The organism is uncultured Clostridium sp., assembly GCF_900547735.1.
Taxonomy (GTDB): domain Bacteria; phylum Bacillota; class Clostridia; order Lachnospirales; family Lachnospiraceae; genus Otoolea.
In genome coordinates this window covers 14410-27453 of the sequence record NZ_URHZ01000072.1, presented here as the reverse complement: position 1 = coordinate 27453, position 13044 = coordinate 14410, and the positions used below count along the sequence as shown (strand labels likewise).

The 13044-nt window shown below is 47.8% G+C and carries 14 protein-coding genes and 1 tRNA gene; 4 read left to right on the top strand and 11 right to left on the bottom strand.

Translation table 11 applies throughout. The features are described from left to right. Positions 1–54: 54 nt before the first annotated feature. Positions 55–1080 carry a tRNA preQ1(34) S-adenosylmethionine ribosyltransferase-isomerase QueA gene (gene queA, locus QZT18_RS18830; RefSeq protein ID WP_294150379.1) on the bottom strand — a complete coding sequence of 342 codons (1026 nt, stop codon included), beginning with the start codon at positions 1078–1080 and terminating at the stop codon, positions 55–57. A gap of 39 nt (positions 1081–1119) precedes the next feature. Next, positions 1120–2181 carry a hypothetical protein gene (locus QZT18_RS18825; protein ID WP_294150377.1) on the bottom strand — a complete coding sequence of 354 codons (1062 nt, stop codon included), beginning with the start codon at positions 2179–2181 and terminating at the stop codon, positions 1120–1122. Here QZT18_RS18825 and QZT18_RS18820 point away from each other — a divergent pair. After that, the gene (locus QZT18_RS18820; RefSeq protein ID WP_294150375.1) at positions 2162–2929 is read left to right on the top strand and encodes a hypothetical protein; all 768 of its coding nucleotides are present in this window, start codon (positions 2162–2164) and stop codon (positions 2927–2929) included. The genes QZT18_RS18825 and QZT18_RS18820 overlap by 20 nt on opposite strands. A 230-nt stretch (positions 2930–3159) precedes the next feature. Beyond that, positions 3160–3231, top strand: a tRNA-Arg gene (locus QZT18_RS18815). Positions 3232–3310: 79 nt separating this feature from the next. Here QZT18_RS18815 and QZT18_RS18810 read toward each other — a convergent pair. Beyond that, a complete protein-coding gene (locus QZT18_RS18810; RefSeq protein WP_294150374.1) occupies positions 3311–4159 on the bottom strand; it encodes a MerR family transcriptional regulator in 849 nt (282 codons plus the stop codon). A 73-nt stretch (positions 4160–4232) separates the two neighbouring features. Further along, entirely contained in the window at positions 4233–4733 is a 501-nt protein-coding gene (locus QZT18_RS18805) for a nucleotidyltransferase domain-containing protein (protein WP_294150372.1), read from the bottom strand. Between the two features lie 254 nt (positions 4734–4987). Between QZT18_RS18805 and lepB the strand changes: the two genes are divergently transcribed. Further along, positions 4988–5629 (top strand): signal peptidase I, encoded by a 642-nt coding sequence (gene lepB, locus QZT18_RS18800; protein ID WP_294150370.1) that lies wholly within the window; start codon positions 4988–4990, stop codon positions 5627–5629. A 230-nt stretch (positions 5630–5859) separates the two neighbouring features. On the opposite strand, the gene QZT18_RS18795 is transcribed toward lepB, so the two are convergent. Then, a complete protein-coding gene (locus QZT18_RS18795; RefSeq protein WP_294150368.1) occupies positions 5860–6288 on the bottom strand; it encodes a chemotaxis protein CheW in 429 nt (142 codons plus the stop codon). A gap of 420 nt (positions 6289–6708) precedes the next feature. After that, a complete protein-coding gene (locus QZT18_RS18790; RefSeq protein WP_125144527.1) occupies positions 6709–7326 on the bottom strand; it encodes a DedA family protein in 618 nt (205 codons plus the stop codon). 310 nt (positions 7327–7636) lie between these two features. Here QZT18_RS18790 and QZT18_RS18785 point away from each other — a divergent pair, with 310 nt between their 5' ends. After that, positions 7637–8077 carry an Hsp20/alpha crystallin family protein gene (locus QZT18_RS18785; RefSeq protein WP_125144526.1) on the top strand — a complete coding sequence of 147 codons (441 nt, stop codon included), beginning with the start codon at positions 7637–7639 and terminating at the stop codon, positions 8075–8077. 233 nt (positions 8078–8310) lie between these two features. On the opposite strand, the gene phoU is transcribed toward QZT18_RS18785, so the two are convergent. The 5 genes from phoU to QZT18_RS18760 form a co-directional block, all read right to left on the bottom strand. After that, on the bottom strand, positions 8311–8973 hold the full coding sequence (gene phoU, locus QZT18_RS18780) for a phosphate signaling complex protein PhoU (protein ID WP_294150364.1): 663 nt from the start codon (positions 8971–8973) through the stop codon (positions 8311–8313). A 48-nt stretch (positions 8974–9021) separates the two neighbouring features. After that, positions 9022–9777, bottom strand: coding sequence for a phosphate ABC transporter ATP-binding protein PstB (gene pstB, locus QZT18_RS18775; protein WP_294150362.1), 756 nt, complete (start codon positions 9775–9777; stop codon positions 9022–9024). Positions 9778–9789: 12 nt separating this feature from the next. Next, positions 9790–10659 (bottom strand): phosphate ABC transporter permease PstA, encoded by an 870-nt coding sequence (pstA, locus tag QZT18_RS18770; RefSeq protein ID WP_294150360.1) that lies wholly within the window; start codon positions 10657–10659, stop codon positions 9790–9792. Further along, entirely contained in the window at positions 10649–11587 is a 939-nt protein-coding gene (gene pstC / locus QZT18_RS18765; protein WP_125144522.1) for a phosphate ABC transporter permease subunit PstC, read from the bottom strand. Before pstC ends, pstA begins: the two co-directional genes overlap by 11 nt. Positions 11588–11986: 399 nt before the next feature. Continuing rightward, a complete protein-coding gene (locus tag QZT18_RS18760) occupies positions 11987–12907 on the bottom strand; it encodes a phosphate ABC transporter substrate-binding protein PstS family protein (protein WP_294150358.1) in 921 nt (306 codons plus the stop codon). Positions 12908–13044: the final 137 nt, after the last annotated feature.

Below are 13044 nucleotides of genomic sequence, written 5' to 3'. Positions count from 1 at the left end.
CCCACTACCCCGTCCGCCGTCTTACAGAGGCGTCCTCGCATCTCAACTAAATCCTCACATAATAAACATCGCATCCCCAAAACTGAAGAACCGGTATCTCTCTTTAATAGCCTCCTCATAGGCCGCCAGTACATGTTCGCGTCCCGCCAGAGCGGAAACCAGCATAACCAGGGTGGATTCCGGCAGATGGAAGTTGGTAATCAGGCAGTCCAGAATTTTAAACTGGTAACCCGGATAGATAAAAATCTCCGTCCAGCCGCTTCCGGCTCTCAGGATTCCGTCCTCTCCCGTTGCCGATTCCAGGGTGCGGCAGCTTGTCGTTCCCACACAGATAACGCGTCCGCCGTCTCTCTTTGTGCTGTTTATCTTCTCAGCCTCTTCCTCATCCACGATATAGAACTCGGAGTGCATGTGATGATCCAGGACGTTGTCCACCTTTACGGGACGGAACGTGCCAAGGCCCACATGAAGCGTGACATGGGCAATTTTGACCCCCATATCCTCAATCTGCTGTAACAGCTCTTTTGTAAAATGAAGTCCCGCCGTCGGAGCGGCTGCCGAACCTTCATGCTTTGCATAAACGGTCTGGTAGCGGTTTTTATCCTGTAACTGGTGGGTAATATAGGGAGGCAGAGGCATCTGGCCAAGCTGATCCAGGATTTCCTCAAAAATTCCCTCATAGGAGAACTGAATCAGGCGGTTTCCTTCTTCCACCACATCGATTACCGTGCCCTTTAAAAGGCCGTCCCCAAAGCTTATAACAGTACCCGGTTTTGCCTTCTTCCCCGGCTTTACAAGCGTCTCCCAGATGTCATTTTCCCTGCGTTTTAAAAGCAGGACCTCAATCTTGGCGTCGGTTCCCTCTTTGCTTCCAATCAGACGGGCGGGAATTACCTTTGTGTCGTTAATGACAAGACAGTCCCCTTCCCTGAGATAAGATAAAATATCCCTGAAAACTCTGTGCTCTATCTCGCCTGTGTCCTTGTCCAGCACCAGAAGACGGGAGGAAGAACGGTCTTCCAGCGGATCCTGTGCAATTAATTCCTGTGGTAAGTCATAATAAAAATCTTTTACATCCATTTTGCTGCCTCTTCTTTATCATTTAATATTTATTCCGGATTATTGCTGCGCCGTGTCCCCCTCCTGGCTTTCCTGTGCCGGGGTTTCCTCCTCGCGCATATAGTCGGGTCCCTGCTTCATATACTGAATCCGCTCGTTCAGGGCCGGATCTGCCGCCATGGCTTCCTCTGCCTGCTGATCCACCTGGGAAATCAAAAGCCTGACGTCTTCATTTACCGAAAGCTGTTCCAGGAAATCTTCCAGCTCCGGTGACATTTCCTGATCAAAGATTCTGTAAATGCCGTCTTCCCCCTTGACCGCATAAATCTGGACAAGACTCGGCGCCGGTGTCTCCACCCCGACATATTTGATTTCATAATAGACATATGCCGCATAGGAGTTCTCACCAAGTCCCGGAGTTGTGTAACAGGAGATATTCCGGTATCCTTCTATATACTGTTTCTGTTTTTCAAAGTCCTGACGGAACCGCTCTTCCTCACTGGTGTCCTGAGATGTAAAAAGATGGAGAAACGTCCCCATATCACAATCCGTAGTCGCAAGGAAATACTGTTCCATCAACTGGTTAATCTCGGGAACCGTATCCTGGGACAGAATGCTTCCTCCAAAGTCGTGGAAGTATTCCTTGGTATCCGGTTCAATGACCGGTATCTCCGCGTTTTCCGGAAGCGTGTCCACGCTGTGTCTGGACGGAGCAGCCGTAACTGCTTCCCCGGAGCCCCTGAAGTTTCCCGAAATCAGGAGTACCACCACCAGTATCAAGGCGATCAGCGGAACGCTGAGCAGCAGAATATAACGGCGCAGTTCATTGTCTGCCGCCGACTGTTTCCCTCTTGAGGCGCTTCGCCGCCTGTCCCGGGACTCTACCTGGGCTTGTCCAGGGGCCTGTTCCGAGTCCTGTCCCTGTTTTCTGGAATGTTTTCCCCTTGTATCCGAGTTACCGGCCGTTTTTTTCCCGGACTCAGGAACTTCCCGGACTTCGACAGGGTGATTCTGTGAGTCGGCCGCTTTCCTGCTTCTTGGCCTTTCTCTTGACGGAACTTTCTTTATTTCTTTTTTCCGCTCCTGTGTTGCTGCCGATTCTTTGGCCGGTACTTTTTTCACAGGCGGTTCCTTTAGTGATGATTTTTTTGCTGATGGTTCTTTTGCTGATGATTCTTTTGCTGACAGTTCTTTTGTTGACGGTTCTTTTGTTGACGGTTCCTTTGATAAATGTTCTTTTGATAAGATTTCCTTGGACGGTGGCGCTTTAGATGATAACGTTTTAGAAGGCGCTTTCCGGGACACCGGCTCTTTTGTAGGCTGCTCTTTTGAAAGCGTCTTTCCGACCGGCGTTTTCTTTATTGTGGATACTTCTTTGATTGCTGATGAATTTTCTATCGCAGTTGAATCTTTTGCCGTTGATGATTTATTTACCGCCGGCGATTCCTTGGCTGCTGGTGATTCTTTTATCATTGGTGTTTCTTTTATCATTGATGATTCTTTCGCCGACGGTGATTTATTTACCATTGATGATTCTTTGACCGCTGGTGATTCTTTTACCATTGGTGTTTTTTTGACCGCTGGTGATTCTTTTGCCATTGATGATTCCAAGGCTGTTAATGTTTCTTTTAATGCTGATGTATCTTTTTGCGCAGATGTTTCTTTTAACGCAGATAGTTCTTTTGACGATGCCTTTTTCGTCACCGGTTCTCCGGATAAATCTTTCCCGGCCTTGGGTGTATTCTCTCGCGCATCATCTTTTGCGGCATTTTTTACAACCTCTGTTCTATCCTCTGTCTTTTTACTTTCCTCTGCTGTCCCGCTGTCCGCTCTGTTTATATTCACAGACTGGTCGGAGTTTTCAGGCTGAACCGGCCCGTCGGGCTGTTTTCTCCTGCTTCTTCCCATCCTGTATCCTCCTGATAGACTGGCTAATCCCCTTCGTCGGGGCAACTTTATTTACAATTAACTATATGCTGAATAACGGCTTTACAGAGGCCGTTGTTCTGCTCTATTCTAGCAAAATCCAATATAAAAAGCAATAAAACTTCCATAAAAGACCTTGCCAAGAGAAATAAAATATAGTAGAATAATGAAGATGCGTCTGTAGCTCAGTGGATAGAGCGCCGGCCTCCGGAGCCTGAGGCGTAGGTTCGATTCCTATCAGACGCACTCACAACACGGGAAAAAGCCTGTAAACTATGATAATCTCTGGTTTACAGGCTTTTTCCCATTTTTTCTAAACCTCCCGCTATTCACCGAAGTAACGACGGATAGCCATGCCGATGTATTCCGTGATTCCCCGGCCGTACTCTTTTTCCGTTGCCTCAATAAGCTCCGTAACTTTCTTTTCCTTCAGATAATCCTCCGCTACTCTCAGAAGCAGATACCTGGCATTGTCCATCCGGAACATGGACTTGTAATTTTCGGAAAGCATTCTGACCGCCTCCATAGCCAGCGCCTCATCACCGGTTTCCATGGCCTGGGCAAACAGCCGGTAGATCCTGTCGTTCCCGTCACGCATTTTCTCAAGTTCTCCACCGTCCCCCGTGGATTTTAAGCTTGCCTCCACCGCCTTATCTTTACTTCCGTACATTTTAATGAAATGAACACTCATTTTTTCATCTTTCATACTCTCGGCAAAAAAATCACGGTATGCCTCAATACTACCAAATTTACCGACGATTGCCTCAATTGATTCCTTTCCCTGTAACTCCAGGGAATGAGTTATGATTTTATCGATATCTTCCTGATTAAATGCCTCAAAATTCATTTTACCGATGTGCTCCATATCATCGCCTATCAGTTCTATAATTCCGTTTAATCGGTTTCTTTTCTGTTCCAGCAGGGACTTCTGAAGTGAAAGAGCCTGTTTTATATCATAGTCGGGCCGTTCCATCATCTCTTTTATATCGGCCAGCGGGATCTCCAGCTCCCTGAAAAACATAATCTCCCTCAATTTTTCAAGCGCTGTTTCATCGTAAAGCCGATAGCCGGCTTCTGTCAGTCCGGCGGGCTTCAGCAGACCGATTTCATCGTAATACCGCAATGTCCTGACGCTCAGTCCCGTTATCTCAGATACCTCTTTTACCGTTTTCATCGTATCCTCCTTCCTTTAAATCTATCTTAAAGCCTTACGCTGCGGAAGAGTCAATACCAAAAACCGGTATAATCTACAATTTATCCTGTCCCTTTAAAAATGCGTCCAGGTTCTGCATATCCACTTTATCCACTTCTCTCGGCTCATATCCGGTGTGGAACGGCTTCTGCGCCCCGGCCGAAATACACGGAATTTTCCTGCCTTCGAATACGGCGGAAGAAAACCATTCCGCCTGCAGATCATACCAGCCGCCCTCCGGGTCGGCCTGCCTGGCGCTGCCGTCTTCTGCAATAACAAAAGGATGGATGTCGATATATCCGAGAAGCGGATGGCTGAGTTCAATGCGGCATGGCCTCCAGTCTGTCGTAATCACGTATCCCTTATCTTCCAGGGCCTTCAGCAGAACATCCGTATATTCTCCGTCAAAGTCCACGTCAATGTCCCTGTGTTCTCTGCTCTGCCTGCCCAGTATGATATCAACTCCCCATCCACCGTCAATCCAGTACCGCATTCCCATTCCGTCCAGTAAATCAAGTATTTCTTCCAGTGTTTCCCTGTCTGCCGTTTCTTTCATATTGGTAAATCCTCCCTAATCTCTGCCGTTTCCAGTTGCATGCCCAGCTTAACACAGTTCGCATCCCCAGTCCACTTCACGGGTTCCGCCGGGCCGGTTTCTGCATTTTCCTTTATACCATCCGCTTCATGAGTCTTAACATACTTTCCCGGAGCATCCGGCGCAGACGGCAGGTTTGCTTTTTACCGCAGGATGTGTATAATAGTACTATTCACCATTACATATCAAAAATAAACGAGGTCGATAAAACCAATATGGAAAATAAAACAGAGAATAAAAATTCAAAAGAAAAAACAGGATTTAAGGCGGAACTGATAAGCTGGATTCAGATTATTGCCACCGCGGCCGTCATTGCCTTTGTCCTGAATACATTTATTATCGCCAACAGCGATGTTCCCTCCGACTCCATGGAAAATACCATTATGACAGGCAGCAGAATAATGGGTTCACGTCTCAACTACCATTTCACGGAACCGGAACGAGGCGATATCGCCATCTTTGTCTTTGGCTGGCAATGCCCGGTTTGCCACAAACGGATCGAGGGCGAGCGGCCGGATGTCTGCCCTGCCTGTGACTCCGAAATAAACAAAAAGGGAAAAACCGTCCACTATGTAAAGCGAATCATCGGCATTCCCGGTGATATTATTGACATCCGTGACGGAGAAGTCTACCTGAACGGGTCGGAAACGCCCCTGGATGAACCTTATCTGCGTGAGGATATGGAGCCGGAGGAAAGTCTTCATTTTGAAGTTCCCGAAGGCAGTTATTTTATGATGGGTGATAACCGGAACAACTCGTTTGACGGCCGATACTGGAAAAACCATTTCGTCCCAAAAGAAAAGATAACTGCGAAAGTACTGTTTGAATATTTTCCCAAAATCAAAGTGCTTAACTAGAGCATGTTTTACAACTTCTCATCATTTCTATATCAAAAAGAGCACCGAATTGAACGGTGCTCTTATTTTAATTCATAGGAAATTACGGCCTATGAATCAAAAAATGTTCCGCAAGGATGCACATGCCGCGCAGAGGTTAATAGTTGCTGATGCAACCGCGCGGCAGTGCAAGAATCCCGCAAGCGGGATTCTTTATCCTCACATATTAACCGCCGTATCCTTCCGGCTCCTTACATCTTTACTACCTTCATCAAATCCAGGATTTTTATTTCCCGCCCATTTTTAATACATTGTTTGAGGACAAATGGATTCTCTTCTTCCGTCTCCACCTTGCAGTCCCCGTCTGCAAGTTCCTTTATTTCTCCTGCGGCATCCACAAGCAGTCCGACCGTCCCCGCCGGAACATACATGACTACAATGCAGGTTTCCTCATCCCAGGCCGTTTCCTCAAGCCCCAGGCGGAGTCTTAAGTCTATCACGGGAATGGAGGTTCCCTCATGTTTGATTTTTCCCTTCACATAGGAAGGAAGTTCCGGTGCCTCTCTGATCTTCTGGACCGGTATAATATGTACAACGTGTTTCAAGGGTATTCCATAAAGCTGTCCCTGGCCCAGGACAGTCAGATAAGTTGCGTTTGCCGCTTTTTCAAATGTGTTCATGCCCACATCCTCCGCTTCTGTTTATTTTCCGGAGGCCGCCTCCTCACCAGCTTAACCGCCCGGCATAAATGCCGCCCGGTTCCCGCGTCCTCTACGGGAAATTATACAGGCCGGCACGCCTTTTATCCATATACCTGTACGATTTGAAAAGTGTTATACAAATTATTATATAACCTTTGACAATGAGTCATCCTTATACCGGTTTCATCACTTTGAACTGCCGCCGGGGATTTCCGCTCCGTCCCCATTTTTCCAGTGTTTTTTCTTTTCCATACACATTTTATCCCACATCATTCCAGGGAGATAGCGTACGTATAACAATACAATGATTGCCGCCAATCTGGGATCTAATTTTTCCATACAGAAAATATTCCCATTCTTCGGCCCTCTCATTCCAATTTCCTGTTTTTTCCTTCTCTATTATTGTTCCTCGCCTTTTCTCCTTCCAAAATAAATTGTACTGCCGATCAAAGCCGCAATTCCCACCACAATGATCGTGATGTTTGAATATGTATCGAGCACACCGAGGATCTTCCCCCAGGAGGCTCCGGCAACGGCTCCGGCCGTTACGAGCACCGTATTCCAGACAAGGCTCCCGGCAAAAGTCAGAATCAGAAAGGGAGCCATCTTCATGCCCGCCATCCCGGCCGGTATTGAGATCAGGCTCCTGATAATCGGCACACAGCGGCAGAAAAAGACGGTGCTTTTGCCCTTCGTGTCAAACCAGCCTTCCGCATCCTGCACATCTTCCTGTTCAAAATGAAGACGTTTCCCGATCTTTCCCTCCAGCATATTTTTCAGCATATCCTTTGGTATCAGCCGCCCCGCATAATAAAGAATAACCGCGCCAAAAACGGAACCGGCCGTCGATGCGGCAATCACTCCGGGCACATTCATCGCCGTATAGGTGGTCATAAAACCGCCAAAGGTGAGAATGACTTCCGACGGGATCGGCGGAAACAGGTTTTCAACCAGAATCAGCACAAAAATCCCTATGTATCCGAACGAGTTCATCACTTCCACTATAAACTGCTGCATGTATTCACCTGCATAAAACGTATTACTATAATTTATACACCGTCTAAATAATGTATGACTCCCGAAGGGCATCGGATGTAATATTGGTAAACACGCGGGCTTTGCAGGTTTAGTAAATTTAGCATTCATAATTCACAGTTTTTTCACAGTTTCATTAGCACTCATCTATTGACAGTGCTAACAATGTGTGTTATATTACATATAGAACAGATAAAAAGTATCTGAATCACCCCATGATGAAAAGCAAAACTTTACTGAACAGGCTTTTCATCATCAACCATAAAAACATAATTATAAGGAGGAATGACTTATGTTAGTACCGAGCATTTTTAATGATAACTTTGTAGATAATTTTTTCGATGATATGTTCCGTTTTCCGGGACTTACTTCCGAGCATAACCGCTCCGGTTCCGGTGTGATGAAAACCGATATTAAGGATTTGGGCGAGAATTATCAGCTTGACATTGAGCTTCCGGGCTTTGCAAAAGAAGACATCCACGCTGAACTTTCGAAAGGCTACCTGACCGTAACCGCTCAGAAGACCACAGAAAATAACGAAAAAGATGAGAACGGCAAATATATCCGCAGAGAGCGTTACAGCGGAAGCTGCCGCAGAAGTTTCCATCTCGGCGACAACCTGAAGGAAGAAGACATTCACGCTTCCTTTGAAAACGGCATGCTGAAACTGGTATTCCCGAAAGAGGAACAGCGCAGGGCCGTTGAGGAAAAGAAATTTATCGCCATTGAATAAACGGAGAAACAGCCATTTTACCGTTCAGCCCCGCGGCAGAACGACAAGAAATACCTCCTCCCCCACAATTTTTTAAATATAGATGTATATTCTCCTTTTTTCAGCACATACTATAACTACTCACAATAAAGCACAGGGCCGGACCTGATTCCCCATCAGGCGTCGGCCCTGTCTTTTCGCGCTCGGCGCGAGAGTCTGCCGAGGCAGACTCTTTATTTTATCATAGATCCGTCCTATAGAATTGGAACACTGTTTAAAGTTCCCGTATCGGAAAATTCCGTCCACTCGCATACATTGACCGCATGATCCCCGATCCGCTCCAGATATTTGGCAATCATCAGGAGATCCACCGCCATATCCGACTGCGAAGAATCGGATTTCAGCAGCTCCACCACCTCATTTTTCACTTTATCAAAATAGGCGTCTATAATATCGTCCCTCAGCTCTATCTGCTCCGCGGCCTGCGTATCGCGCTCGATAAACGCGTGGATGGCATCGCGCAGCATGGCTTTTACATTGTCTACCATGGCCGGCAGGTGCTTTACGCCGACAAATGAACGGTTATCGCTCATCCTGATCGTCAGCTCCGCAATGTCCGCCGCGTGATCCCCAATCCGTTCCAGATCCGTCACCACCTTGAGGGCAGTTGATATGTGCCGCAAATCGCGTGCCACCGGCTGCTGCCTGAGCATCAGGGACAGACATCGGCTCTCAATTTTGCGTTCCATCTCATCTACAGTCCGGTCGCCGTTAATCACCCTTTTTGCCAGTACAAAATCTTTTTTATTCAGGGCTTCGAAGCTGTCCGCAATAGCCTTCTCCACCATCCCGCTCATCTTTACCAGTTCGCTGTTCAACTCCGCAAGCTCCTGGTCAAACATCATTCTAGGTGCCATTTTATTACCTCCTAATCTGCTTACCGGATAAACGCCGTCAAGTTGTCATCAGCCGAAACGTCCCGTAATATAGTCTTCCGTTTTTTTCTTTGCCGGATGTGAGAAAAGCTCGCCTGTCGGGGCATATTCTATTACCTCCCCCACCAGAAAAAATGCGGTGTAGTCCGCGATACGGGTTGCCTGCTGCATATTATGGGTAACAATTACCACCGTATATTTCTGCTTCAGCTCATCCATTAAATCTTCAATTTTCAATGTGGAAATCGGATCCAGGGCCGATGTCGGCTCATCCATCAGAAGGATCTCCGGCTCCACGGCCAGTGCTCTGGCGATGCAGAGTCTCTGCTGCTGGCCTCCCGAAAGTCCAAGCGCCGATTTTTTAAGCCTGTCTTTCACCTCGTCCCAGAGGGCCGCTCCGTTAAGGCTCCGCTCCACAATTTCATCTAACTGTCCCTTGCTTTTAACGCCATGGATTCTCGGCCCATAGGCAATGTTATCATAGATGCTCATGGGAAACGGATTTGGCTGCTGGAACACCATGCCCACCTTTTTACGTAAAAGCGTCGTGTCCACCTTGGGATCGTAAATGTCTTCCCCGTCTATCAGGACCCTGCCGTCTATTTTTACACCGTCCACCAGGTCATTCATCCTGTTTAACGTCTTCAGGTAAGTAGACTTTCCGCAGCCGGACGGCCCGATCAATGCGGTAATTTTATTTGTATAAATATCCAGGTTAATATTTTTCAGTGCGTGGTTGGAACCGTAATGCAGGTTCAAATCCGTGGTAACAATCTTGGTTTCCATACTTTCCTCCATCTATTTAAGCCTCGTCACATCGAATTTTCCCGTCAGATATCTGGTCAGGAGGTTGATGCCCAGGACGATTACGAGCAGCACGACCGCAATGCCGAAAGCCTGATCATATTTTGCTTTCTGCATGGACAGGTATAGCTGGATTGTCAGCGTGCCGCTGGATTCAAACAGTTTGCCGAACAGATCCTTGGGAAGCTGGAATCCGCTTCCCGCCGTGAAAAGGAGCGCCGCCGACTCTCCCACGATACGTCCGACCGAAAGAATAATTCCGGTCAGAATTCCAGGAGCCGCACTGGGAAGCAGGATGGTCCTGATCATATACCATTTCGTCGCGCCAATTCCAAGCGCGCCCGAACGGTAACTGTCAGGCACCGTCTTTAATGCCTCCTGGGTGCTCCTCGTGATAAGCGGAAGAACCATCAGAGTCAGGGTAAAGGATCCGGTCAGCACGGAGTATCCAAGCTTCAGCGCGGAACCGAAAAACACCATACCGAACAGGCCGAATATGATAGACGGGATTCCCGAAAGGATTTCCGTTGTAAATTCAATCGTTCTCACCATTTTTCCCGGCTTTGCATACTCATTCAGGTAGATGGCCGAGCCAATTCCCACGGGAGCCGCAATAACCAGCGTCATCACAATAATGTACAGCGTATTTACGATATTTCCCAGAATTCCGAACGTCCCTTTTCTTGCGCTCTGTACCGTGGAAAGAAACTGCCAGGAAATCTGCGGGATACCTCTCACAAATACATACCCCATGATTCCCACAAGGATGCTGATGGCTATGACGGCCGCCAGATAAATAAGCACCGTGAGCGCCCGGTCGGAAGCCCGGGTCTTTTTATTGTAAATGCTTGCGTTACCTGTCATTCTCCGCCCCTCCCTTCTGGAACATGCGGGTCAGTACCGTATTGATAAACATGATAAATACAAAGAGCACCAGTCCGATTGTGAAAAGAACCTCTCTGTGGAGTCCCTGGGAATATGACATTTCCGCCACAATCGCGGTCGTAAGGAAGCGGACTGAGTTAAATGGAAGCGGAAGGTTCACGGAACTTCCCGATACCAGGCTGATGGCCATGGCCTCTCCTATCGCCCGGCCGCAGCCGAGTACAACCGCCGTGATAATGCCCGATCTGGCCGCGGGAACCAGAACCTTGAAAATGGTCTGGATATGTGTTGCGCCCAGCGCCAGTGAAGCGCTTTTTAAGTGCTTCGGCACCGCCCGGAGCGCCGATTCCGTGATACTTATGACGGTTGGAAGAATCATGACCGCCAGCACCAGCACCGCTGAAATCAGATTGGCTCCCCCGGTAAACTGATGGGTCGTGGAACCTGCGAATAATTTAAGCTCCAGTTTGTACATCAGGGGATTCAGAATCAGGATTCCCAAAAGGCCGTATATGACCGACGGAATCCCGGCCAGCAGCTCCACGGCCGGCCGGACACAGGCGGCCAGCTTCGGAGGCGCCACCTCCGCCAGAAAGATGGCCGTAAAAACACCGATCGGCACACCGATCAGAATCGCCATAAAGGTACCGACAATGGAAGTGAGAATCACATAAAGGATTCCAAACATAGCAGGATCCGCCGTCGGTTTCCAGACACTCCCAAAAAGGATATCGAGAATCCCCACCTTGAAAAGCGCCGGTGTACCGCTGATAATCATATATAACGTAATGGAAAATACCGCTATGACTGCCAGCAGGCCACAGGCGGTAAAAATGACTTCCGCCCCTTTTTCTACAGCCGATTTACTTTTATGGCCGCCAAAAATGGAAAAGTTTTTTTCATGCATATGTTTCTCCTTCCAACCGGACAGATTCAGGAATGCCGAAGGCGCCCCTGCTGCCGAAGGTATGTTTATGATACGGCAAAAAATGGATAACAAAGGAATACGCTCTCTGCGGACTTTTCATTATCAATCACCGATAACCCGCACGTTCAGCGAGCAGGTTATCACCTTCAGTAAAAGGCCGCCGTACCCGGTTTGGAGCTTTGCTTTCTCAAGCTTTCTGCTCTCAGCTACAGCGGCCCGATATCATGTCTCTTTATCTGTCGAATGTTACCTGTCTGTATTACTGTTTGTATTACTGTTTGTATTACTGTCTGTATTACTGTCCATATTACTGTCTGTATTACTGTCCATATTACCGTCTGTCTTTACTGTCCCTAATGTCTGTCTGCCTCACGGTATTTATTTTGTTGTGATAAGCCCTACGGACTGGATAAGCTCGTCACCCTCGGCGGAATACACATAGTCAAATAATGCCTTTACCAGGTCGCTCTGGGCAGAAATCTCACCGTTGGTCGCCATAACGAACGGACGGCTTAAGAAGTAGTCACCAGTTTTAATATTCGCTTCATTGGCCTCCACTCCGTCTAAGGTCAGCACCTTAACCGTGTCGTCTATTACATCGAGTGAAACATATCCGATAGCACCCGGTGTGGACGCTACCTTAGCCATAACAGCGCCTGTGGAATCCAGCTCGTTGGCATATTTGCAGGCGTCCTCCAGTTTGAGAATCTCCTCAAAAGCGCCTCTTGTACCGGAACCAGCCTCGCGTCCTACCACTACGATAGGCTGATCCGCTCCGCCTGCGTCCTTCCAGTTTGTGATTGTACCGTTATAGATATTGATGAGCTGTTCCTTCGTAAGGTCTGCCGCTGTGTTGGCCGGATCCGTCACTACCGCAATCCCGTCGATTGCCACAATATTTTCTACAGCTCCCTTTCCCTTCTCCTCATCCTTTAAGTTTCTGGAAGAGTTTCCGATATCACTCTGTCCGCCCAGCACCGCTTCGACGCCCGCGGAAGAACCTGTAAACTCGGCCTGCACCGTCACGTCGGGGTATTTCTCCATAAATGCCTCTGCAAGAGCATTGGAAAATTTCTCCATGGAAGTGGAGCCTGCCAGTGTGATGGAACCGCTCAAATCGCCCTGAGCCTCTGCCGCTTCCGTATCCGCCGCCCCTGTATCCGCTGCCTGAGCCTCACTCGTATCTGCCGCCGGAGCTGCTGTGGACGGTGCCTCAGAAGAAGAACTGCACCCTGCAAGCCCCATCATTAAAACTGCCGCGCCTAAAATTGCTATTGATTTCTGAAATCTTTTTTTCATAATTATCCTCTTTTCTCCTTTAAACTCATTTCATACTTTTTCATTTGTTTTACAATTCGCAGTATAAGACATTTGCAGAAAAGGAGAAATCATGATTCTGTATAGGAAATGTAAAAGGAAAGTAATATTTTCGCTCA

Coding starts and splice junctions, on each gene's coding strand:
- QZT18_RS18790 (WP_125144527.1), bottom strand. CDS start 7,326: ATGCAGCAGTTTATAGTGGAAGTGATGAACTCGTTCGGATACATAGGG.
- pstB (WP_294150362.1), bottom strand. CDS start 9,777: ATGGAAACCAAGATTGTTACCACGGATTTGAACCTGCATTACGGTTCC.
- lepB (WP_294150370.1), top strand. CDS start 4,988: ATGGAAAATAAAACAGAGAATAAAAATTCAAAAGAAAAAACAGGATTT.
- QZT18_RS18810 (WP_294150374.1), bottom strand. CDS start 4,159: ATGAAAACGGTAAAAGAGGTATCTGAGATAACGGGACTGAGCGTCAGG.
- phoU (WP_294150364.1), bottom strand. CDS start 8,973: ATGGCACCTAGAATGATGTTTGACCAGGAGCTTGCGGAGTTGAACAGC.
- QZT18_RS18805 (WP_294150372.1), bottom strand. CDS start 4,733: ATGAAAGAAACGGCAGACAGGGAAACACTGGAAGAAATACTTGATTTA.
- QZT18_RS18760 (WP_294150358.1), bottom strand. CDS start 12,907: ATGAAAAAAAGATTTCAGAAATCAATAGCAATTTTAGGCGCGGCAGTT.
- QZT18_RS18795 (WP_294150368.1), bottom strand. CDS start 6,288: ATGAACACATTTGAAAAAGCGGCAAACGCAACTTATCTGACTGTCCTG.
- pstC (WP_125144522.1), bottom strand. CDS start 11,587: ATGCATGAAAAAAACTTTTCCATTTTTGGCGGCCATAAAAGTAAATCG.
- QZT18_RS18785 (WP_125144526.1), top strand. CDS start 7,637: ATGTTAGTACCGAGCATTTTTAATGATAACTTTGTAGATAATTTTTTC.
- queA (WP_294150379.1), bottom strand. CDS start 1,080: ATGGATGTAAAAGATTTTTATTATGACTTACCACAGGAATTAATTGCA.
- pstA (WP_294150360.1), bottom strand. CDS start 10,659: ATGACAGGTAACGCAAGCATTTACAATAAAAAGACCCGGGCTTCCGAC.